Source organism: Microbulbifer maximicatervae (SeqCode) (genome assembly GCF_052468095.1).
In genome coordinates, this window is sequence record NZ_CP174332.1 from 555,799 (window position 1) to 575,519 (window position 19,721).

Here is a 19,721-nt window from a genome sequence, read left to right on the forward strand (position 1 = left end):
GATTGTAAATCTAAACCACTGTTGGAGAAATAAGATACACAGAACGGGATAAATAAGGCTCTCCGGACAGAGAGCCCTGAAGGCAATTAATTGCAGAGTGTCTGTAAGGTAAGAAGAGGGCTCTGCCCGCTCTCTTTGGAGCTTAAATCCAGACCGTTAATGCCCCGTTCCGATGCGATGACCAGGCCGTTATTATTATCGTTTAACCAGCTGTCGACGATTCCTGAGGCTCCCAGGTCAATGAGATGTCGGCCGGTAGAGGAGGGGATAAAGCTGCCCACTTGAAGTCCGAGAATAGAACTACCTCCGACAGAATCCCAAGTGGCCGACTCTTCCCGCCAACTTTGTGTTGCCATGTAAATGCCGTAGCTATTGCTGGAAGTATTGGTTACATTCAATTCGAGTGTCGCATCAATATACTGGCGACAGCTTAAATCTGATAAGTCAAAGCGAATGAGGCTATAGAGAGTTCCATAGGTTAGATCGCTGCCGTCGGCGAGGAGTCCATCGCTATCACCATCGAAATTATCATCCTCTTTTCTGGATGAAATAAACACATCGTCTGAAGCAACTTGAGATACCTCTTCACTAATAGAATCGCTGCAATCGGCGGTTACCCTGAGGGCTGGGGCAATACCGGTTTCTTGTGAAGAGATATCTACCCCATCACTGCCACTCAGTGAGGCAATGACCAAGCCAGTATTTTCATTGTTCAGCCAACTATCCAGAAGACCTGATGAACTCAAGTTCACCACTTGGGTACCAGTAGACGACGGGGTAAAGCTGGCGAACAACTGTGAAAGCACCGTTGATCCACCGACAGAATCCCAGGTGACTGATTCCTCACTCCAGTTGGATTCAGCCAAGTAAATACCGTAACTATTACTGGACCGGTTGGTGATATTAAATTCGATTTCAACTGAATTTATCGTCGAGCAGTGAGATAAATTGGAGAGATCAAATTTAATCAGTGAGTAAAGCGTTCCATAGGTGCTATCACTGCCATCTGCGAGAAGTCCATCTGAGTCATTGTCAAAATTACTGGAAGAGTAGCGCGATGAAATAAATGTGTCATCAGTCACTGGTAGTGACAGTTCGCCATTACCAGTGTCGTCCTCAAGCATAACGCTCCTGCCAACGTTATTTTGTGCGAGAACCATAGCTTCACCAATTCGGTTGGCGCTCCACCAATTGATATTTTCCGGTAATACAAGAGGATTATTGGCTCGATCTTCTCGTGTTAGAGTACTTGCGCTGTTATCGAACTGTGCTGTGCGTACAGTGAGTTGGTCAAAGCTGACCTGGATAACTTTGAACTGCTGGATGCTGGCCATATCTATGGTCCAAAACTTGGCATCATTTGCTGAGCGAGCTGGTGCTCCCCAGCTTCCCTCACCAACGTAAACGGTGCCGCCGGTTTCGTTGGTTGAAAAATCGCTATTACTGGGGGCAACGACTTCGGTGACTTTGGTGAGATGGGTATCTGATTCGACCACCATATTCATGGCGTAGTCATAAAAGGGTTGTGCCCACCAATTAAATAATGTGGGGTTGTCAGATTTACCGCTGTAGTGGGGGAACATGGGTTTGTGGTACTGGGCAAAGCGCCAGTGACTGTAGGCGCCAGTCCCTGCTAAATCACTCTCAAGCCAATTGTTCATGGCGGTAGCATAAGATGACCAGCCGCTTTCTTGAAACTGGCTGTTTAGTGTGTAGACACGCAATAGGGGGGAAATTTGTACTGCGCCGTAGGTATCACTGGGGCTACAACTACCATCCGCATTGAAGTCCACACCAAAGACCTGGCAGGTGGTTGAATAGTTGTCATCCTCATGATTTCCATGGGTAGGTATTAGAGGGTAAATACGTTGATAGCTATAGCCATCAATTTCGTCGTTGGAGTAGGTCAGCGTCCAGTCTTGTAAAAAGTCATCCATTTCCGACGCACTGTTGGCGTTGGTAAAATCACCGCCATGCATAACAGCCAGTGGGCGAATTTTGGCTAGTAAAGCATTGCCCTCGCGCCGTGTTGTATGCCCCGTGCGGGTATCTCCCCCAGCGACTATGACGAAGGGAGATTCCTCCGCAGGAGCCGTTTTAAACCAGAACCGGTCGCCACAGCCGTCCTGATCACACACACGATAGTAAACTGCTGAATCCGGTGTTAGGTTTTCCAATCTGACAAAGTAGCTATCTAAGCTGCCATCGAAGGTAGATGTAGAATCAACCCCTTGACTGCTCCAGCTATTTTCATTGGTTGAATAGCCAAAATTAATGTAAGGGTTACTACTGTGGCCATCTGGCGAAAAACCGATAACGGCACTGGTGGATGCATCACCATCCCAGGCCAATCTGTGGTGTTTAGTTGCTGAACTGGCATCAATTGCCAAACATAGAGCCGAGATAGCAAAAGCAGTGCTTAAGAACCGTCTCATTGGGGGTTTCCTGTAAGTAGTGGTTATTCTTTTCAGGCGCAGCAGCTTTAGAGATTAGTTGCAAAAGACTTGTGCGGCGCGCCGGAATTATTGTGGATCTTTATTACAGGCCGTTGAATGATTGGAGACTAAACGAACGAAAGCGGCGTTTCGATAGGGAATTGTGATGGTTTTTGCATTCATAAAATTGATTGCGCCAGCACCTGTTCCCAGATATTGGTAGATGCCATATAAAGGCCTGTCAAAATTACGGGTCCAATAATCTCCCCTTTGAGTTTTCGGGAAATATTCAGTCGCAATTAGAGGTCTGCCAGATTTACTTTCCTGCAGGATAATGGATCGTAACTCTGTAGTATCGGGGAGCCGCCAGTTTTGCGTTGCACACAATTTCTGTTGATTGGTATTGCGAATCAGATCCTCGGTATCACACCGATCTTCTTCAAAATAACAATCTCCATTATTTTCTATACCTTCTTCATATTGATACCACGAGTAGGTCCACCTTCCATCGTGAATTCCTTCGTCGTCAGTTTTTACTTCCCAAAGAAGCCCTGTATCGGTGTCGCAGATACAGGACCAGGGGCCTGCCCAAGCCTCGATAGGCTCCCCATTTTTATCAATTTTAACTAAGTGATATTCCCTTGGCAGAGGTTGTGATGGTTGGTGCAGTATGACTGCACAGACCGTGATTGCAGGAAAAATGAATACCCAAAATATGCGCACAAACATTATTGATCTGCCAACTTGATTTTGACTGGGAGGGCATGGCGAGTGTGGGCGATTTGCGAGTGATCAAAGGCAGAAACCCAGAGGCAAATACCGTCTTTTATTGCTACATCTAACGCTGACCCAGTATTTAATTTTCGCACCATCTCCATAGACCATTGGCCGTCCTGCCAAACAGCATAGGCCCTGACATCGGCACGATCTCCCTCAAAGCGATTTGAGGTATAGAGGACTGAAGGCATAATCGTATTGATAGGATAATTGTCATCTTCAGCCGTGTATGGCTGGTAATCAAACCAGGAAATAGTCCAATCGCCCTTTGTATCCTCGTTTTGATATGGCGTCAGGCTGGAGGGACTTTTGGGGAGTCGTTTTGGTGTAACGTTTTTTGAGGAGTACCACTCCCAGTTCATTAAGTATGCCCCGGACTCTTTGCCATCCTGGAGATATCCTGCGGTATAGCGGCGTGCTCCTGGCCTTACAATATCAGGCTTGCCAATATAATTGTCATCTGCCAGGTGCATTTTATTGGTTCTTACCGCTTTCCAGTGCCAGAGATCGTGTATTTCATCGGATGAGCTGTAGTGGTAGCCCTTGCCATGCCAATTTGCGGGTAACTGTGCTGATGGTTTGCGACCCAGGTGAGAAGTTCCCGAAGCACCGAAATCACAGGAATTGGAAAGCAGGATGGCAAACTTATCTTCATAGTGACGGGTTTCATTAAAATTTTGAAAACCTTGCTGCTGTATTTCCCAGCCAGAATCTACTTTTTTCAGTAGTAGGTGTTTCAGGCTTTCAGTGGGATCTTCCCAAGTGATATGAAAAAATATTTCCTGTTGGTTATGCAAGGCTCTCAAGTTGACGGTTGAGCTACCATCAATAAAGTTAGCACCTCCGTCAGTATGGATTTTAAGTGATATGGCTGAGGACCATGCGGATTCTTGGGGTATTCCATCTATGTTTATAAAGGTTTCCGGACTTATTTTCTCAACTGTAAGATCGTGGTAACTGTTATTTGTAACAATAACCCAAAGTAATAAAGTGACACAGCCGACAGATAAGTAGGTAAAAATTGAAGTTCGATAGCCCGATCGAGTATTGGGAAGTAAGTAACTCAAAGTCTTCAGGCCATAGGTTGTTAGATAAACGCCAGCGTGAAGAAATATATAAAGTAAGATCGCAAAAGCACTATAAAAGTGTGCCTGACGAAAGATAGAAGGATTGCCGGAACCAATAAATAAAATCCAGCCACTTAAGATCATGAGTGTTAAAAAAAATGAGCCAATGCGTGTTACTACTCTATGGTAGCTAATTGATGTTTTATTAGGTTCACTGGATGAGTTTGTATTTTTTAATTTAATTGTTACTTTATAGAATAAGTAACAGAGAAGGATGGCTGAAGTAACAATTGCGACAAAGAAGTGAATATCATGAATCTGTCCCTGGGGTAAAAGTTCTTCGATATTTCCAATACTTGGCTTAGTCAAGGTGGAGATACGGAGCCCCGTTAGCAGACTACATAAAACTGCAACAATGGCCACGCTGTGCAGAATTATCCAAAGAGTACTCTTCGGTTGTTTGGCCATGGGAGTATTCCAAAAGGGATCAGGCTAGTAAAAAAGTGTGGCATTTATATTAATTAAAATAGACTACATTCTGCTGATGGAGTCATGGCGCCTAAAAAGGAAGAACGCACTGCGCTGTAGAAGCGCATAAAGAATGAATACCGATCCCGAGCTTACCGAGATATAATCACAGTGAATCTCGGTTGCAGAGTCTCCGTTCCGCCTGACCCAATAGTGTACTACTCAGTATTTTGACCTGTTCAGAACAAATAGCGGGATAACTTATTCTTGTTGGTATTCCGCATTATGTAACTACTCATGCAGCTGACACTTATTCAGGCTTTCATTTTTCTCCAAATCTTCCGATATGGCCATAAGTTTCGGGTGGTCACTTCTCCAGTCAAAATCTTCATGGCGAAAATCAAGATAGGATAGTGCTGAGCACAAGTTAATATGTGGCAAGCTAAGACTGGCGGGTAATCGATCCAGGTACTTTTCCAGGTAGTCTAGAGATCTCTCAATAGCACTGAAGTAGCGCTGCCACCAAAAATCAGACCTAAGTTCTTCCCGTGCGCGCAGCTTTTCCATTTGCAGATGCACTGCTGCGTCCATTAATCCAGAGCTGACACTGTGAAAAGTATACAGATCCCAATTGTTGTCCAGTGGCGCAGATAAGTGACCATCCCCTAAGCTTTTATCAAGAAATGCACAGATGACTTCGCTGTCAATGATCGAGGAGCCATTATCCAGGATTAGGCAGGGGACTTTTCCCAAGGGGTTGCTGGAAATAAGTTCGTCGTCATTGTGAAAGGGGTGAGAGAAATGCTCTGTTACCACAGAGTGCAGACGCTGTTCTTGCACAACAATGCGCGCCTTGCGCGCAAAGGGGGAGGAAAAGGTCAGGTACAGTTGCATAGGCCAAGCTCTTTTTAGCTGCGTGCCCTTTCAGCAACTGCAGTGACCGCCAGTGCTGCTACGAGCAACTGTTAACGCGTACTTTAGTGATGGGTAATCACTGAAGTAATGCGGTTATAGAGGTGCTGTTTCAAGTAGGCTCTCTGTTTTTTGAGGCTGGAATAGTGATCGTCGTCGGTGCCAATACCACTATCCTGAAGGCCTCTTATTTGTTTATCCAGTTTGCTGTAGATGTCGTTTTCGAGTTTGAATTGAATATCGTCTTCGATGAGCTGCTTGATTGTGTCTGCATATTCTGGGAAATCCACCGAGAGCTCGTGTGAAGCAATGGGCATAAGGGACCTCCACAATCGATATTAGTTAATGAAGTGTAGGTTCAGTCTTGCCAGTCACAAAAGTGCAATTCTAGCGCTGCTTCCCTTAATCAACATAGTTATAAAGTGAAGTTAATATAAGTTTGTATATAGCCATTTGATATATATAAAAGTTGAAGCTATTTTATTAGCAAATATTTTTTACCCTCTTTTTTTTGATTATTGGTAATTGTTAGTCAGGTGAGGCTTAAGCAGAGGGCTGGGAGGAAGTGACGGGCACAAAAAAGCCCGACAATTACTTGTCGGGCTTTTTTGTTGCGGTTCTGCTACTGGGCTTAGGCCGAAGCCTCCAGTGGGGCAAAGCGCAATTGGCGCCTCTGCAAAAGCTCACCGAGGTAGAGCTTTAAGTAGGCTGCAGCGGCCCGTTTCCCCTCTGCTGCGGAGTCTTCTGTTATTTTTCCAAAGCGGGAATAAGACTGGGAGCAGAAGGAGTCGTTAATGTTGATGGCACACATAAACCGGTCTCGCCAATCCTGAGAGGGTGGTAACTCAAACTCCCGAGACAGGTTTTTGATCAGAGTATCTGCCAGGCGCCAATTGTTTTCCATTTGTAGTTGGCGTAATGCCCAACTGGACTGAGGTCCAAAATGTACTTTTAGTGCCGCGAGATTCTCTTCATAGTAGCCGCGCACAAGGTCGCACAGCTGATTAAGCATATCCTGCCAGCTTTCTGACGGAGAAAAATCCGAATGGCCCAATACTACGTCACCGAAAGACTTATAGTGACGTTCGGCCAGGGCGGTTAAGCTGGCATCTACACTTGGGAAGAAATGATAAACAGACGCTGCTGGAACACCTGCAACCTGACTAAGGTTTGCGAGGCTAATATCCGTAGAGTCTTGTTCAGTAATTAATACTTCAAGGGCGTCAAGAAGCTTTTCATACTTCTCCCGGCCATTTTTGCGTTGTGGTTTGCGCGGACTGGCGGTGTCGCGCCGGCTGATTGCTCGTCGATCGATTTGGTTCAAACTACCTCCCCCTTTAGACAAGCGGTACTGGCCATGGGCTAGCATACGCTTTACTTCCATGTAAAAAATTGTCTTTTGGAATTGATTATTATAATCGTACCAAATTCGGGCGAGCAAGAAGAACTTGTTTGATTTGTGGGGTAGTTCCACCTTAATTAATTAAATTCGGCTAGCAGGTATTTCTGCCAGCCGAATGGAAATGCAGCTAGTGATAATGTAGCTCTGTCGCCTTTCCTCGGAAGACGTAATAAGAGAAAACGGTATAGGCGAGGATGACGGGAACTACTATTACCGCACCCACAAGAATAAATTTTAATGAGGCGGTGGCACTGGCTGCCTGCCAAATATTTAGTTCGCCGGGAACAATATCAGGGAAAAAGCTGAAGGCCAGGCCGATAAAGCACATCAGGAAAATAACGACGACCGTGAAAAAAGGAACCGCTTTATGTCTGTCTGCAGGCTTAGGCATTCTCGCCAGCAGAACATCATTGGAGACAAAGGCGATAAAGCACAGGGTGGGTACGAGTAGTACAAACATAACCAGAGGGTAGGTAAACCATCGGTCAAATACGGTTGGGTTAACCAGTGGATTGATGGCCGATACTGCAACCACCCCAAGCAGGGTGGCCCGCCCTGCGTAACGGGTCCAAGTGGTCGCTCGTTTTTGCAGCTCCGACTCGGTTTTAAGAACCAGCCAGGCGCCGCCAATATAGGCATATGCGGCGGTAACTCCCAGAGCACTGAGCGCTGAAAAAAGCTGTGCAGACCAGTCGGGCTTAAAGCCAATCACGTACTGCCCCAGCATGTACCCCTGCGCAAGGCTGGTAATAATAGATCCCGCTTTAAAGGTTCGATCCCAGGTTAGCTTTTTGTCGATGGCAGCTTTTGCACGAAAGTCGAATGCCACTCCTCGCATGATTAGCCCGACCAGCATAATCGCAGCTGGTATATATAGATGCATTAACACCAGGTTGTGTGCGATTGGGAATGCAATCAGGAGCAAACCGATTGCCAGCACCAGCCAGGTTTCGTTAGCATCCCAAAAGGGGCCAATGGATGCGATCATGGTATCCCGCTGCGATTCCTCCTCTTCTCCCATGGGGAGCAAAATGCCCACACCAAGATCGTAGCCGTCCAGAATTGCGTAGACTATTACCGCCAGGCCCATAAGGGCGACAAAGGCGACAGGCAGCCAATAGGCCGCTGCAGAAGCGCTACCGGTCATTTGCCTTCTCCCTTGTCATTTTTCTCGGTATCTTTTGGACGGTTGGTTAAGCTAGTGCCGGCGAATAGTTCCTGAGTTTCAAGCTCCTCGACTTTTACAGACTTCAGGGCCATCACTTTCAGGGTTCTTATGTACGCATAGAGCAATATCACATAGACAACCAGATAAAGGGTTAGGGAAAAACCGACATGAGAAGGTGGTACTGGAGTAACAGCGTCGGCGGTTTTCAGTACTCCTGTTACGAGCCAGGGTTGGCGTCCAATTTCTGTGACATACCAACCGGCCAAAGTGGCTATCCAGCCGGAGAATGTCATCGCGACCAGGGTTTTGAGCATCCAGCGAGGCAGCTCACCTTTACGCAATAGATAGACCCCTCCCCAAGCGGTTAGCAGCATCAATATTCCTATGCCGACCATAATGCGGAAGGCGAAAAATACGGGGGCTACCGGTGGGTGATTATCGGGGAATTCATTTATTCCCTTGATCTCACCATCCCACTCATGGGTTAGGATAAGGCTGGCCATCTTGGGAATGCCGATCGCCAAATGGTTGGTTTTTTCTTCTCCATCGGGTATCGCAAATAACAGCAGGGGCGCACCGCGCTCTGTTTCCCAGACTCCCTCCATTGCGGCGACTTTTTGCGGTTGGTGCTCAAAAGTGTTGAGTCCGTGTAAGTCACCCACATAGATTTGAATCGGAATAAAGATGGCAGCGAGAATCAGTCCTGTTTTAAGGGCGAGCCGGGGCGCGCGTTTGGGGTCTCCTTTAAGAATCCGATAAGCGGAAATCCCCGCAACAAAGAAAGATGCCGTCAAACCCGAAGCCAGCAGCATATGTGTAAGTCGGTAGGGGAAAGAGGCGTTAAAGATAATTTCCATCCAGCTTGCCGGGTAGGCGACTCCATCCCGTAAATCGAATCCGGCAGGTGTTTGCATCCAGGAGTTGAGAGCAATAATCCAAAAAGCGGATAGAGTGGTTCCTGTTGCCACAATAAAGGCAGATAAAGTATGTATTTTGCTTGGCACCTTATTAATGCCAAACAACATAATGCCGAGAAAGGTTGCTTCGAGAAAGAATGCAGTAAGTACTTCGTATCCGAGAAGCGGGCCGGCGATATTGCCGACCTGGGCCATAAAGCCGGGCCAGTTTGTTCCGAACTGGAATGACATGGTGATGCCACTCACTACGCCGAGAGCAAATGTCAGGGCAAAGACTTTTACCCAAAAACGATATGCGCGCATCCAGACCGGATTATTAGTTTGGTCGTAGCGTAATTTAAAAAAGAAAACGATCCACGCGAGTGCGATGGTGATTGTTGGAAATAGAATATGAAAGCTGATATTTGCGGCAAACTGTATCCTGGAAAGGATCAGGGTATCTAGCATGAGAGCCTCTGCTGGTCTGAGATCTTTGAACCAGTGAGCCGATTAGCACCTCCTGTGCTAATCGGCACTGCAAGAAAATATAGAGGCAGGTGTGTGTTCCCGCGTATACAATCCTGCAGGAGCCGACTTTGGATCGGCAGCGGCACGGCCTTGTGCCGTTTTTAATCCAACACTATGGGCTGCCGGATTAAAAATATGCCGGGGCTTTTAGCCATGGATTTGGCCCTATGGGTTTCTCCCCGGAATAAGTGCTTCAGATGAAGGTGTTATTTCGCTTTGAGTGCAGCGGTATATTCCTCGTACTAGCGTTTTTTTCGCTAGTACGAGGTGTTCTGTCCACCTGTCATCTTACTTTTGAGTTCCAGTAGCTTGACGATACCGGAGCCTAGCTTCATCAATTTAAGCAGGTCCTGGTGTTCTAGCTTGCTGAGTGTGTTGGCAAATTCTTCGAGCAGCTCCAGCAAGCTGTAAACTTCCTGGATTTTTTCCTGTGCCTGGGCATCCAGCTCATCTTGGGGTTCATTGAGCAGCAGCTGGCGAAGCAGACTTAATGTAGGGTCGAGCTCTCGCTTGCGGCGCTCCTCGAAGACAGTGCGAGCGAGGTCCCAGATTGACCCAGCTGCAGTGAAATAATCTTTGCGATCGCCCGGTTGATGATGCAGCTCAACCAAGCGCCAGGCCTGTAGCTCTTTGAGCCCCATACTGACATTGCCACGACTGATCTTCAGGGCCTGGGCCAATTGCTCGGCATTGAGTGGCGTGGGATGAATGGTGAGTAGGGCAAACATTTGCCCGACCGTGCGATTGAATCCCCAGCGGCTACCCATTTCACCAAAGTGCAGTACGAATGCCTGGGCTTGACTCGATAGTTTCATTTACTTCTTAAGTTTCAGAAATTTCTGAAAATTGTAAATGTAAATTGATCTATGTCAATCACCAATTTAGAAAATAATGTGAGGCCAGCGAAAGGCTCCCTGATTCTGATCTGGGGAGAGGCTGGTTATATGCTTAAGCTACTTTTGGCTCTTTGGTACCAGTTGTCGGGCACGATAAAGCCTCTGCAGGCTTCGCCATTTTTATCGACGGCGGCGATGCACAGGGGGTGGGTAAAACTTTCGGGCAGCAGTGCCTCTAGCAATTGATCGGCAGTCATGCCGGTGGTGCTGCTCTGAGGCGCCAGCCAGGCTTGCTTGGGGAGTGCCAGCCACTCGAGAGCACTGCGGTTTGCCTGGCTCAAGGAGAATGACCGAAACTCAGATAACGATACCCACCAAAGATCATGACTGGAGGGCCGGTGAAGTGTATCCAGCGGTTTGAATAGTCTCCCGGGCATTAGCGCCCACTGGCGATCTATCTCTAGGCCGTGCTTTTTCAGCATTGATTGAACTGCCGGCATTTCAATCAGTGGTAGTTGATGATCTGCCATTCTTGCCAGTTTGATATCCAGTCGGTCCTTGATTCCAGGCCCTACCCAATGGATATCGGTAACCTGGAGATAAAATTTTACGGCAATTTCCCAGTGTTCACACTGGTTGCTGGGCAGGTGTTGCACGACGAAGTCGAGTTCCCCCAGTGTCTTGCCGCCGGACCTTAGAGGGAGGTTTTGGTAGAGCAGCTGGTAGTCGGGATGTTTGTCAAAGGCAAATGACCAGAGCCTTTCAAAGTAAGTGCCCAAGCGGTTATTGGGTTTGTTGAGGCTGAGTTCGTGCAGGTAATTATCCAACTCAGGGGAAAGTGCATCTTTTACTTTTGGGCAGGAGAAGTATTCCAATAAGGACGTTCGTCGCGTGGGGAGAAGCCAGGGGAGTTGATTAGCTGCACTAAAAGCTGTAACGGAGTCCTCGCTAGTGGGAGTATCCGAACTTCCCACGGACCACATTAAGTTGTCCCAATTATCTACCTGTCCGCTTTTCAGGGAGGAAATCATGGCCTTCTGTATCGTTTCCTGAGTCATTAAACTTCTGTATATTGCTAAAATACAAGACAGATTGGTGAAATCATCTATGATTGCTTTACCATCTGAACTAAAAATAATAATTACACTTATAAGAATCGATCCGAGCACCAAGAAAATCAGCGAATTACCGATGTCGAAATAAGTCCCCTGGCAGTGGAGTTTCTGCCTTGATTTCGTTATCCATCTCCAGTGCCAGCTTTAATCTGGGAGTTGATTTTGCTCGGGTATTTTTCTTACAGTGACTGATACTGGAGAAAATCATGGAATCAGGTCCCCTTATTTCGATCGGCTTGCCTATCTCGCTGTTTATCATCATGGTGGGAATAGGGATGACCCTAACTGCCAGGGATTTCCATCAGGTAACGGTAAAGCCTATTGGCCTTATTATCGGAACTTTTACCCAAATTCTCCTGATGCCAGCTATAGCAATTGGCCTCTGCTGGGGCTTAAATCTACCACCGGCCATTGCTGTTGGCCTAGTCATTATTGCCGCCTGTCCGGGAGGCACAACATCGAACCTGTTTACCTTGATGGCTCGCGGCAATGTGGCGCTTTCTATTGTATTAACAGTTTCTGCCAGCCTGATTACTATTGCCAGTTTACCGCTTTTCGCAAATTATGCGCTTCGAACTTATTTCGGAGCTGACCAGACTGTAACTCTGCCATTCGCCAGTACAGTGGTGATGTTATCCAGTATTGTCCTCTTGCCTGTTGTGATAGGGATGCTATTTCGTGCTTGGAGACCGCACCTGGCTCGCCGCGCAGAGGGAATAGTCAGTATTTTTGGCGGGGTTGTATTGCTTGCACTGGTAGCAGGCCTTATCTGGGGAATTCGCGATCGCCTTGCAGACTTGATGGTTCAAGCTGGACCCTCGGTCATTCTATTGAATCTCTGTGGTGTGCTATTGGGGCTTCTTATCAGCCGGGTTGTTGGCCTGCCAAAGCGGGAAGGGGTTGCGGTTGCAACGGAACTCGGTATTAAGAACAGTACCATCGGAATGATGGTAACCCTCACGCTCTTACACTCGAGTGAGATGTCCGTGCCCTCAGCAGTTTACGGTGTATTGATGTTCCCATCTGGCGTTCTTTTGGCGTTATATGGTCGCCGTGGTGCAACGAAAAAACTGGCCTCAGAGACGGAAGGAGCAGGTGAAGTAGGGTAGTAAATGTTGCATTTACCGAAAACTAGACCATACCTTTACTATTGAGGGTGTGGTCGATCTTGGAAAAGTGAGCTCGCCTATACCAATTTCTGTTACTGCACTATGAATTTCAATAATTCTAATGTGCGGCCACGGATTACTGAATGTCCTTTTTAGGTATATGTCTAAAACCAGGCATTGAGTTGTCTTAACCCCAGATTGTAAAGTCAATATGTTCAAGGGTTTTACGGCGAAGCGCAGCAAGAAAAATACAATCAACAACAACCTAAAATTAGATGCTCTGGTCTGGAAGAGAATATTGGAGCAGTCGACCCTCAGTGGTAATGATTCTGGGGTAGGTAATGCGGCTAAACACAGTATTGTTGTTTCTCTGACTAGTTATGGAAAGCGAATCCATGATATCCATTTATGTATCGAGAGTTTATTTCAGCAGTCGCTAAAGGCGGATTTAATTGTACTTTGGCTATCGACCAAAGAATTTCCAGATTATATGTTGCCCAACATTTTAATGAGGCAGGTGGATCGTGGGTTGAGAATTGAATTTGTTGATGAAGATCTAGGACCTTACACAAAGTATTATTACGCGCTTCAAAAATTTCCTGATAGCCTGATAGTCACGGTGGATGACGATATCCTCTACCCGATGGATGCCATCGATATGCTGTATCAGTCATATTTAAAGTTTCCGTCACATATTTTCTGTCATCGAGCTCACAGGATAGGTGTTGATAAAAAAGGTAATGTATTACCTTACAATAAATGGAGGACAACGCGGGAAACTTGGAAGTGCAGTATGAATATCAAACCTTCTTATCGCGTTTTTCCTACTGGAGTTGGGGGTGTTTTATATTATCCCGGCTCTTTACATCCCGATGTTCTGAATAAAGATAAGTTTTTGGAGTTATGTCCTAATGCGGATGATATCTGGCTTAAAGCCATGAGCATGAGGCAAGGAGTCCGTTGCGCAAGAGTGCCAGATGTTCGTTTCTGGAGGGATAGGTTTTTAACAATCCCTGGGTGTCAGGCTAGCGGCTTGAAGAAACAAAATTTAAAGGGAAAGTGTGGTAACGATAAGAAAATACGCAGAGTATTCTCTGAATATAATTTATCTCAGTTACTCTTAGAGTGAATAGGCGCTGCTTAATCTATAGGTAATGTAGTTGTCGCACTCTAAGGTTGATATTTGGCTTTCAGTTTAATCTCAAATTGCTACCACTTATAACGAAATCCTAATTCCAAGCCTCCGGAAAAACTATTCCCCAGGTTTTCCAAACTGCTACTGTAATAAATTTCTGAATAGATAGAACAGTGATCACCGCACTCATCGTAGCTCGCGCCCAAGCGCAATTCACCGTACCAGGTATCAGGTTTTTGACTGAGTCGGGTTTCCGATACGAGTAAATTAGTCCTCTGGTCGATATTGTAAATAAGGCTTGGAGTTGCGAACAGAGAGAACCTTTCCAAAGGAATTGAGCCATACATATTGCGACTACTCTTACGTTGGCTCTTGCGCTTTTCAAAGATGGTTCCCAAGCGTAAGAGGAAGCCATTGTTATTGATATCTGTAGCTTGTACTGCATAGATATCCTGCAAGTTATTGGCTTCCTCCGAGGTGTAAATCAATTGCGCATGGGGTGTCCAGGAATAGTAATCATGCAGTTTAAAACTCTTACCGCCCTCGATAGACAAGGCGTAACCAAATGCTTCATCGCTATTATTGAGTTCGCGCAGTGATTTGGCATCCATTTCAAAGTCAAACCAATTTAGCTTAAGTTGACTATCAATAAAAATGCCATCCAATCCATACCAGGTGACAAATGCGCTGACGCCGTAGTTACTCGCATCGATTGAGCCATCACCAAAAAATGAATTCACATCGTTATTTGAATCGCCGTAGTGCAAAGCGGCGCTGCCAATAAGTTGGCTTCCAAATACGGAGACTTGTATTGGTAAATCAAAGCCCACTTGTACTTGATAGTAAGTCTGTTTCCAGTTTGCACGGGTACTGGACTCATTGGGATCAAGGGTAATATGTCGGGCAGAGTTTCTGATCCAAAGTCCACGATTATCAATTGCCTGCTCTTGGGCATCGCTATACTCGCTACTGGCCAAGTCCAAATAGCTTGTACCTACCCAATAGCGATTTCCCAGGCGGCTGCGCAGTGAAGAGGGAATATTGAGTGTTCTGAGAATTTGCGGGAGGGCTTCGTAGAGTACTGCAGTAGGTTGCCAGCGGATTATTCCGCCTTCAGGGAATACTGAAGAGTTATCCACAGTTGAACGCAAATACCAGCTGCCATCATCACTTCCTCCTGCGCCGTTCTGGTGCAATGTGTAAGCATAGGCTCCACCTATCACTGCCTGCTGATCATCTTTACTGACAAAGTCCCCTGCCAGGGTGAATTGTGCATTTGATTCGCCTTTGACGGAAACCACCTTAATACCATTGCCCTCTGTCCGCTTTCCTTTACCTGAGCGGTTAAAGACAGAGATAGTGGTGGTGCCAGAGCTGTCTCCTTCCACAATTAGTTGATCGCTCTGTGAAAAATCATCTTCAAGGACGGCGTCTACCCATAGGCGCCCATTATTAGAGCGGTATTGCCCATAATTTCCATTATCGTCTTTGGCTATGGTGAGGGTGTTGAACCTATTGTTGGATAGATCAATAGTTCCACTATTGGATACATCTCCTGAAATTACATAACTGTCGCTATCAAAAAATGCCTGCCCACCCCAGCGAATATCCAGGCCGAGGGAATTTCCTTCCGAATCGAGACCTCCTCCGACAGCTAAACTCCCAGTGAATGTCATTTTGGAGCTACCCCAGATAACGACTCTTTCCCAATTGTTTAGAAGAGTCCCATCAACAGAGTAATCCAATTTAAATATTAAATTGTCGACTTCACCATCATTTGCACTGAGATCATCACCACCATCCAGTATGACGTCTCCATCGAAAGAGTGTGAATCTATCAGTAGGGTGTCTGATCCGGAGCCGCCTCGAATTTCGTTACTGATGCCCTCATCCCAATAGATATAGTCATCGCCGTTTCCGCCATCCAGGTAGTTAAAAATGAACCCTCCATCCAAGGTGATGGTATCGTTTCCTTCTCCTCCCCAGACGTGAAAGGACAGCCCATCGAGTAGAATCAGGGTGTCATCTCCATCGCCTCCATGAATGCCTCCTCCCCCGAGATAATTCCCTACATCACTGGATCGCTCATCGAGAGTTATCGTATCGTTGCCAGCGCCACCGTCGGCAAATAAGGTAACAATCCCTCCCGTGATAGTAATTTCGTCATCTCCCTCTCCCGCAAGTACATTTTCCGCCGTTCCACCGTTAAGAATGATGGTATCGTTGCCGGCATAAGTTTCTATGTCCGCACCATCGGGGTCATTGTCTTCGTCACAGGTGATTTCATCTGCGGCAGTGGTACCACTATTGCCGGGGGTACATTGTGCTAGAGAATGGCGGCTAAAAATAAGCAGTGCAGAAACCGTCATAATGAGTAGGAATATTTTTACGAATCCTACAGAAGAAAGCTGGAAACCAGTTTTTTGGGGAGACACAGTTATTCCTTTATATTGTGCCAGATAGTTGTAATACCGATTAAGTTTTTAGCGGCGAAGTTATAGTTGGGGACAACGCAGCTCGAGTATGAAATAACTTCAAATTTTAAGAGTATTCGCTGTCGCCCAACTGTATGAAATTTCTTCGATAACTAAAATTTAATACCCACCCCGAAATTTATGATCCAGGGGTTGTAGTCAAAATGGGCATAGAGGCGATCCCTGCCCAATTCAGTGGGGAAGTCGATAGTGGCATCGGTGTCTGCCAGGTAATAAATCGCGGATGCGTTAAGTAGTAGAGGATATCTCCAGTCGCGGAAATCAAAGATATAATCCAGGCCGGCTTGCAGCCCCCAATCCCACGAGTGCCCCATATTAAATGATCCCGGTGCGACCGAGAGCTCTGAATCTATCAGGTATTCGTTAAACTGGCGGCTGATTTCAACGGTGTGGAAATTGGTGTAATTGATTCCTGCACCGATATAGGGGCGAGCGCGATAGGATGGATCTAAGAAGTACCAGTTGCCGAAAACCATTGTCGTTGTAGTGCTAAAGTCGCCGAGCTGGATTTGGTTTCGCCCAGGGTTGCCGGTGAAATTATCCAGTTTTGTACCATAGCTGGCGCCATTAATATGCATTAATTCTATGCCCCAGCGATCGCTGGGCCGCCACACTCCCGATATTTGCCAAGCATGGGTCGAGTCGATTTGCCAACTGCTGTTGTATAAATCCCATTGCTGTAAAACTCTGTATTTAAGCGCGGTGCCCTCATCGTTTGGCTGGACATAAGTCAGGCCAAAACGAACAATAAATTCACCCCATTCGATATCACGCCAATCATCCTGGGCATGGGTCGATAGTGCTGAGAGAGTGAAAAGTAGAGTAATAATTCCTTTATTAATTCCTTTTGAGGTCATCTCGATATCCATCTCTGAAAATCCGGACACAGGCAAAACAGCTTATCTGCCATAGGTGGCTGTGGTTGATAATTATTGGCAGTACATGGGCCAAGTACCCCAAAAAGTAGCAGGACTGAAAAAGACCGTAGGGAATTTTTCAAAATTTGAGGCCTAAATTATCTAGCCAGGTTTACAGGGAGAAGGGAATTTATAAGAAGAGAAAGAATAATGCGCTTGGTGCCTTTGGGGGTATAAGTGTCTATTCGGGTTTACAGGGAAATTTCCACTGCGTGTCTTGGGTACAGTGTATTCTTTCCCTCTTTTCCAATGATAAGGCTGGGCTATGGGAGATTACCCAGGGGCACTTTTTCCAGATTGCGGGCGTACTCCAGGAACTTCTGTGCTGCTGGTGATAGTGGGCGTGATTTGCGTCGAGCTAAATACCAGTGGGTGACAATAGGAAGCTCTTCGACATCGAGAATTGACAAGCCTGCACGCCCGCCAAATGCCAGGGTATGCTCCGACAATATAGAGACCCCCAGACCGGACATAACCGCGTGCTTAATGGCTTCATTGCTCTCAATGGTCATACGGAGCTTGAGGTCTACATTACGTTTGCGCAGGAACTGTTCAATGGCATGGCGTGTACCGGAGCCCTCTTCCCGATGTAGGAACTGACATCCTGCAAATTCTTGCAGGGAGATTTTCTTGCGGGAGGCCAGTGGGTGGTTCTCAGGCGCTATCGCCAGTAAGCGGTTGGGTAGAAACTCCACCAGCTCCAGGTCCTGGCTCTTTGGAGGGTGGCTGAAAACGTAGAAGTCATCTTCATCCTCACCAGTGTAATCAATGATCTGTTGGCGGTTGCCCACCCTGAAGTGGATATCCAGTCGCGGATGCTGCTGATAAAACTCCCCGATCAGGTGGGGGATAAAGTATTTGGCGGTGGTCACTACTGCCAGTTGTAGGCTGCCGGTATCCAACCCTCGCAATTGGGCCAGTTTCAGGTCCAGATACTCGTAACTCTTCAGGATTTCCCGGGCACTTTCTACCAGGGTTTGCCCGGCCTCCGTAAATTGCAGTTGCCTGCCCACCGAGTAATACAGAGGTAAACCCACCGCATCGGAGAGTTTGGCCAGTTGCATCGATACGCTCGGCTGGGTTAGGTGCAGTTTTCTGGCTGCGGCGCTGATATTGCCCAACTCATAGACGCAGAGCAGGATCTCCAGTTGTCGAACGGTTCCAATGCGGGCATGGGCACGAGTTAGGGGCACAAAATCACCTATATAGGTTTGAGCTTATAGTTTACATAATAAATATCTATTTTTATCTATCAATAGCAATTCCGATAATGCGGCAATTTCAATAACCAGTGGGGGCATTATCAATGCAGAGATCACAACTCTTCTTTGGCGTGGTTGTCGGCTTGTTAGTTTTATGCGCAGGCTTGTCAGTAAATCTTGCCGGTATGAACGGGGTTCCCTTGATGGCTGTAGGCTTAGTGGTGGTTCTGGCCAATGCTGCTTACTGGCTGATGGCGCAGCAAACCCCGAAACGCATACGTATCTCCAATAATCGCTCCAGACTGCGCCGGGGACAGTGATAGAGATGCAGTTGGATATTGTTGTTGGTTTCTTTCTGCTGGGCGCCTTTGCCCAGCTGGTTCGCAGTGACCTGCGTTTACCCAAAGGTCTTTACCAGAGCTGCGTTATCTTCCTGCTAATCGCCATCGGCCTAAAAGGTGGTGCTGCTTTAAGTGCGTATTCTGCTGCCACCCTGGTTCCCCAGTCCCTGGCGGTGGTGGCTTTTGGTGCTCTGTTACCTCTGGTGGCTTTCCCTATCTTGCGCTGGATTGGCAAGTGGTCACGTGTGGATGCGGCGGCAACGGCGGCGCATTATGGGTCTGTCAGTGTTGCCACCTACGCGGTGGCTGTGGCCCTGCTACAGTCACAGAATATTGAATACGAAGCGTATTTCCCTCTGTTTGTAGCACTTCTTGAAGTCCCGGCAATCATTGTCGGCATGCTGTTGGCGCGGCAATCGATGGGCAGTTCGAGTAAGCGCCGGGTATTTCACGAGGTCACCTGCAACCAGGGAGTACTGTTGCTCCTGGGGGGAATCGTTATCGGAGCCTGGGCTGGAGAGCGCACCGCTTCAGTAATGCCTTTGTTTGGGACCCTGTTTCATGGCATATTGGCGCTCTTTCTGCTGGAAATGGGGCGTGTCGCTGCGGCGCGGTTGGCCGATGTTAGAGGGCAGGGTGCTTTCCTGCTCAGCTTCGGCATTTTTATGCCGCTGATTGGCGGTGCCGCTGGCGGTATCTTGGGGAGTTTGTTGGGTTTGTCGCCTGGTGGTATCTTTCTGCTCGCGGTGCTCGGTAGCAGTGCCTCTTATATCGCTGTGCCTGCGGCTATGTCCGTTGCCCTGCCGCAGGCCAATGCTAGTGTGTCCATCACTTTGTCCCTGGCAGTTACCTTTCCTTTCAATGTGCTGGTGGCGATTCCCGTCTATCTGGCGCTCGTTCAATATTGGAGTTAATCGC

General features: G+C 47.1%; 17 protein-coding genes. 4 read left to right on the top strand and 13 right to left on the bottom strand.

Annotated features, from left to right (window positions below; all coding sequences use genetic code 11):
• Window positions 1–86: 86 nt before the first annotated feature.
• The 10 genes from ACJJIL_RS02375 to ACJJIL_RS02420 all read right to left on the bottom strand — a co-directional run bounded on the left by ACJJIL_RS02375 (window position 87) and on the right by ACJJIL_RS02420 (window position 11,547).
• Window positions 87–2,435 (bottom strand): DNRLRE domain-containing protein, encoded by a 2,349-nt coding sequence (locus tag ACJJIL_RS02375; protein ID WP_444940747.1) that lies wholly within the window; start codon window positions 2,433–2,435, stop codon window positions 87–89.
• Window positions 2,436–2,522: 87 nt separating this feature from the next.
• The gene (locus tag ACJJIL_RS02380; protein WP_445361118.1) at window positions 2,523–3,164 is read right to left on the bottom strand and encodes an Lcl C-terminal domain-containing protein; all 642 of its coding nucleotides are present in this window, start codon (window positions 3,162–3,164) and stop codon (window positions 2,523–2,525) included.
• The gene (locus ACJJIL_RS02385) at window positions 3,164–4,747 is read right to left on the bottom strand and encodes an ethylbenzene dehydrogenase-related protein (RefSeq protein ID WP_445361119.1); all 1,584 of its coding nucleotides are present in this window, start codon (window positions 4,745–4,747) and stop codon (window positions 3,164–3,166) included. The genes ACJJIL_RS02380 and ACJJIL_RS02385 overlap by 1 nt, the downstream gene beginning before the upstream one ends.
• Window positions 4,748–5,038: 291 nt before the next feature.
• Window positions 5,039–5,641: a glutathione S-transferase N-terminal domain-containing protein gene (locus ACJJIL_RS02390; RefSeq protein WP_413663334.1), complete on the bottom strand. Its 603-nt coding sequence runs from the start codon at window positions 5,639–5,641 to the stop codon at window positions 5,039–5,041.
• Between the two features lie 83 nt (window positions 5,642–5,724).
• Entirely contained in the window at window positions 5,725–5,976 is a 252-nt protein-coding gene (locus ACJJIL_RS02395; protein ID WP_282931240.1) for an HP1242/YdcH family protein, read from the bottom strand.
• Between the two features lie 314 nt (window positions 5,977–6,290).
• The gene (locus ACJJIL_RS02400; protein WP_444896086.1) at window positions 6,291–7,043 is read right to left on the bottom strand and encodes a TetR/AcrR family transcriptional regulator; all 753 of its coding nucleotides are present in this window, start codon (window positions 7,041–7,043) and stop codon (window positions 6,291–6,293) included.
• Window positions 7,044–7,188: 145 nt separating this feature from the next.
• Window positions 7,189–8,208, bottom strand: coding sequence for a cytochrome d ubiquinol oxidase subunit II (gene cydB / locus ACJJIL_RS02405; RefSeq protein ID WP_444918195.1), 1,020 nt, complete (start codon window positions 8,206–8,208; stop codon window positions 7,189–7,191).
• Window positions 8,205–9,593, bottom strand: a complete 1,389-nt coding sequence (locus ACJJIL_RS02410) for a cytochrome ubiquinol oxidase subunit I (protein WP_445361120.1) — start codon at window positions 9,591–9,593, stop codon at window positions 8,205–8,207. The genes cydB and ACJJIL_RS02410 overlap by 4 nt, the downstream gene beginning before the upstream one ends.
• 317 nt (window positions 9,594–9,910) lie before the next feature.
• Entirely contained in the window at window positions 9,911–10,468 is a 558-nt protein-coding gene (locus tag ACJJIL_RS02415) for a GbsR/MarR family transcriptional regulator (RefSeq protein ID WP_445361121.1), read from the bottom strand.
• A gap of 125 nt (window positions 10,469–10,593) precedes the next feature.
• Entirely contained in the window at window positions 10,594–11,547 is a 954-nt protein-coding gene (locus ACJJIL_RS02420; protein ID WP_445361122.1) for a DUF1853 family protein, read from the bottom strand.
• A 263-nt stretch (window positions 11,548–11,810) separates the two neighbouring features.
• Between ACJJIL_RS02420 and ACJJIL_RS02425 the strand changes: the two genes are divergently transcribed.
• Complete coding sequence (locus ACJJIL_RS02425) at window positions 11,811–12,713, top strand: bile acid:sodium symporter family protein (RefSeq protein WP_413663327.1); 903 nt, start codon at window positions 11,811–11,813, stop codon at window positions 12,711–12,713.
• Window positions 12,714–12,924: 211 nt separating this feature from the next.
• The gene (locus ACJJIL_RS02430) at window positions 12,925–13,842 is read left to right on the top strand and encodes a glycosyltransferase family 2 protein (protein WP_413663326.1); all 918 of its coding nucleotides are present in this window, start codon (window positions 12,925–12,927) and stop codon (window positions 13,840–13,842) included.
• An 80-nt stretch (window positions 13,843–13,922) separates the two neighbouring features.
• Here the strand turns inward: ACJJIL_RS02430 and ACJJIL_RS02435 are convergent, their stop codons facing one another.
• The 3 genes from ACJJIL_RS02435 to ACJJIL_RS02445 form a co-directional block, all read right to left on the bottom strand.
• Window positions 13,923–16,283, bottom strand: coding sequence for an autotransporter family protein (locus ACJJIL_RS02435; protein WP_445361123.1), 2,361 nt, complete (start codon window positions 16,281–16,283; stop codon window positions 13,923–13,925).
• 152 nt (window positions 16,284–16,435) lie between these two features.
• Complete coding sequence (locus tag ACJJIL_RS02440; protein ID WP_445361124.1) at window positions 16,436–17,200, bottom strand: OmpW/AlkL family protein; 765 nt, start codon at window positions 17,198–17,200, stop codon at window positions 16,436–16,438.
• A 323-nt stretch (window positions 17,201–17,523) separates the two neighbouring features.
• Window positions 17,524–18,453, bottom strand: a complete 930-nt coding sequence (locus tag ACJJIL_RS02445) for a LysR family transcriptional regulator (protein WP_413663323.1) — start codon at window positions 18,451–18,453, stop codon at window positions 17,524–17,526.
• Window positions 18,454–18,566: 113 nt separating this feature from the next.
• On the opposite strand from ACJJIL_RS02445, the gene ACJJIL_RS02450 reads away from it, so the two are divergent.
• Together ACJJIL_RS02450 and ACJJIL_RS02455 are read left to right on the top strand one after the other, a co-directional pair.
• The gene (locus ACJJIL_RS02450; RefSeq protein ID WP_444911521.1) at window positions 18,567–18,782 is read left to right on the top strand and encodes a hypothetical protein; all 216 of its coding nucleotides are present in this window, start codon (window positions 18,567–18,569) and stop codon (window positions 18,780–18,782) included.
• 5 nt (window positions 18,783–18,787) lie between these two features.
• Entirely contained in the window at window positions 18,788–19,717 is a 930-nt protein-coding gene (locus tag ACJJIL_RS02455) for a sodium-dependent bicarbonate transport family permease (protein ID WP_282931252.1), read from the top strand.
• Window positions 19,718–19,721 lie beyond the last annotated feature (4 nt).

What these genes read in the sequence shown, in the direction of transcription:
- ACJJIL_RS02375 (WP_444940747.1), bottom strand. Translation starts at nt 2,435, where the DNA reads ATGAGACGGTTCTTAAGCACTGCTTTTGCTATCTCGGCTCTATGTTTG.
- ACJJIL_RS02380 (WP_445361118.1), bottom strand. Translation starts at nt 3,164, where the DNA reads ATGTTTGTGCGCATATTTTGGGTATTCATTTTTCCTGCAATCACGGTC.
- ACJJIL_RS02385 (WP_445361119.1), bottom strand. Translation starts at nt 4,747, where the DNA reads ATGGCCAAACAACCGAAGAGTACTCTTTGGATAATTCTGCACAGCGTG.
- ACJJIL_RS02390 (WP_413663334.1), bottom strand. Translation starts at nt 5,641, where the DNA reads ATGCAACTGTACCTGACCTTTTCCTCCCCCTTTGCGCGCAAGGCGCGC.
- ACJJIL_RS02395 (WP_282931240.1), bottom strand. Translation starts at nt 5,976, where the DNA reads ATGCCCATTGCTTCACACGAGCTCTCGGTGGATTTCCCAGAATATGCA.
- ACJJIL_RS02400 (WP_444896086.1), bottom strand. Translation starts at nt 7,043, where the DNA reads ATGGAAGTAAAGCGTATGCTAGCCCATGGCCAGTACCGCTTGTCTAAA.
- cydB (WP_444918195.1), bottom strand. Translation starts at nt 8,208, where the DNA reads ATGACCGGTAGCGCTTCTGCAGCGGCCTATTGGCTGCCTGTCGCCTTT.
- ACJJIL_RS02410 (WP_445361120.1), bottom strand. Translation starts at nt 9,593, where the DNA reads ATGCTAGATACCCTGATCCTTTCCAGGATACAGTTTGCCGCAAATATC.
- ACJJIL_RS02415 (WP_445361121.1), bottom strand. Translation starts at nt 10,468, where the DNA reads ATGAAACTATCGAGTCAAGCCCAGGCATTCGTACTGCACTTTGGTGAA.
- ACJJIL_RS02420 (WP_445361122.1), bottom strand. Translation starts at nt 11,547, where the DNA reads ATGACTCAGGAAACGATACAGAAGGCCATGATTTCCTCCCTGAAAAGC.
- ACJJIL_RS02425 (WP_413663327.1), top strand. Translation starts at nt 11,811, where the DNA reads ATGGAATCAGGTCCCCTTATTTCGATCGGCTTGCCTATCTCGCTGTTT.
- ACJJIL_RS02430 (WP_413663326.1), top strand. Translation starts at nt 12,925, where the DNA reads ATGTTCAAGGGTTTTACGGCGAAGCGCAGCAAGAAAAATACAATCAAC.
- ACJJIL_RS02440 (WP_445361124.1), bottom strand. Translation starts at nt 17,200, where the DNA reads ATGACCTCAAAAGGAATTAATAAAGGAATTATTACTCTACTTTTCACT.
- ACJJIL_RS02450 (WP_444911521.1), top strand. Translation starts at nt 18,567, where the DNA reads ATGCAGAGATCACAACTCTTCTTTGGCGTGGTTGTCGGCTTGTTAGTT.
- ACJJIL_RS02455 (WP_282931252.1), top strand. Translation starts at nt 18,788, where the DNA reads ATGCAGTTGGATATTGTTGTTGGTTTCTTTCTGCTGGGCGCCTTTGCC.